Genomic DNA, 1,727 nt, shown 5'->3' with positions numbered 1-1,727 from the left:
TCCCGGCCCTGGGTGTCGGCCGCCTCCGGTGGCTGGTCGAGCAGGTCGCGCAATGCGCGGACTGCTGCGTTGCCGCCGCTGGCGATCTGGCGGGCTGCGGTCAGCCGGGGCAGGTACGACGTCTCGTGCGCCATCATCCTGATCAAACTTGCTCCGCGACTCGGCCATCTCACCGCCTTCTTCAGGGACGCCTCCACGTTTCGAGGGAAACCTACAGCGTGTCCTTCGCCGATGACCCACACTTGCGGGGTGGAGCAGTATTGATCGCCACTTTGAGGAGCTTGCGATGTCCGAGCAGCCGTCTCCCGGAGCGGGAGCGGTGCGACTGATCTTCGAGTACGAAGGGGACACGGTGCGCCTGGTGTCCCAGGAAGCCGTCGACGTCGAGATCCCGCGCTTCGCACCGACCGAGCAACAGGCCGAACATTTCGTGGAGACCAGGGACGACAAGGGAAACCTGCTATCGCGGGTGCCCGTCCGGGGCGGATTCGTGCAAAGCACGGAGGTCTTCCCCGAGGACCACAACGAGCCGATCACCAGAGTCGACACCGAGGCTCGCGGGGCGTTCACCGTCGTGGTGCCAGCCCCGAGGGAGGCTGTGCGGGTCGCGGTCATGAGGGCGGGCAGACCTCCCGTCGACCTGTCCGGGGCCCCCGGGCTGACGCCGACGCCGGGCGGGTCGGAGGACGTGGAACTCGCCAACTTCCCTCTCGAGCGGCGGGGATAGTTATCATGACGACTGCAGATGGAACCGTTCAGGGAGCGACCCAGATCTTCGGGACGGCACCTCGAAACCGTGCCTTCACGATCGCGCTGCTGGGCGACGGTTTCACCGCCGCCCAGCAGACCGACTTCAACAACGCGTGCAGCGCCTTCGTGACGGCGCTGCGTGCCACGCCGCCGTACGACGAGCTCTCGCCGGCCATCAATGTCTGGCGGATCAACGTCACGTCCACCGACTCCGGCGCCGACGACCCGGTCAGCGGCGGCGGGACCGGCGCCACGGCACGCACCTACTTCGACTCCAGCTTTGGCGGCAACGGCATCCGCCGGCTACTCGTCTGCAACGCGACGACCGTCCTACTGACTGCTGCGGCGCAGGTGCCCGAATTCTCGGTGGCCGTCGTAGTGGTGAACTCGACGATTTACGGCGGCAGTGGTGGCTCCGTCGGCACCTACTCGCTGGCGGGTGGCGCGACAGAGATTGCCATCCACGAGATCGGCCACACCGCGTTCGGGCTGGCCGACGAGTACCCCTACTACGCGGGTGGTGCCGAGACCGGTCACGACCACCATCCTGCCGCCGAGCCGACGGAGCCCAACGTCACGATCAACACTAATAGGGCCACGCTGAAATGGGGCTGGGCGGTGGCGGCGGCGACCGCCCTGCCCACCATGAGCAACCCCTCCTGCAGCACGGTGGACTCGCGGCCAAGCACTGTTCCCACTGGAACGGTCGGGCTGTTCGAAGGTGCGCACTACTACCATTGCGGCGCCTACCGGCCCGAGTACGACTGCAAGATGCGCGCGCTCAGCGTCTCGTTCTGCGCAGTCTGCCGCCAGGTCATCCGCAACCGGATCAGACCGTTGATAGCGGCTCCCCCTGCGGTGGCGGATCCCACGGCCTACGCGTTCACGCATGAGGGTCGCAACCTGGCCGAGCAGCACAACTTGTTCCGGACCGAGGACGGTCACATCCACGCGTTGTGGTTCAACTTCGAGTCCGG

2 protein-coding genes are annotated in these 1,727 nt (G+C 66.7%); both read left to right on the top strand.

Going from position 1 to position 1,727, the window contains the following annotated elements:
* The first annotated feature begins 286 nt into the window (after positions 1 to 286).
* Positions 287 to 727, top strand: a complete 441-nt coding sequence (locus tag ACFYPD_RS33915; RefSeq protein WP_387122844.1) for a hypothetical protein — start codon at positions 287 to 289, stop codon at positions 725 to 727.
* Positions 728 to 732: 5 nt separating this feature from the next.
* A partial coding sequence (locus ACFYPD_RS33910; protein ID WP_387122841.1) for a M64 family metallopeptidase occupies positions 733 to 1,727 on the top strand: 995 nt, incomplete at its 3' end.

It is taken from the genome of Micromonospora sp. NPDC005299 (assembly GCF_042872345.1).
Classification (GTDB): Bacteria; Actinomycetota; Actinomycetes; order Mycobacteriales; family Micromonosporaceae; genus Micromonospora.
The sequence above is the reverse complement of the archived record's forward strand: the minus strand, read 5'-3'. Positions and strand labels throughout refer to the sequence as shown.

Coding starts and splice junctions, on each gene's coding strand:
- ACFYPD_RS33915 (WP_387122844.1), top strand. CDS start 287: ATGTCCGAGCAGCCGTCTCCCGGAGCGGGAGCGGTGCGACTGATCTTC.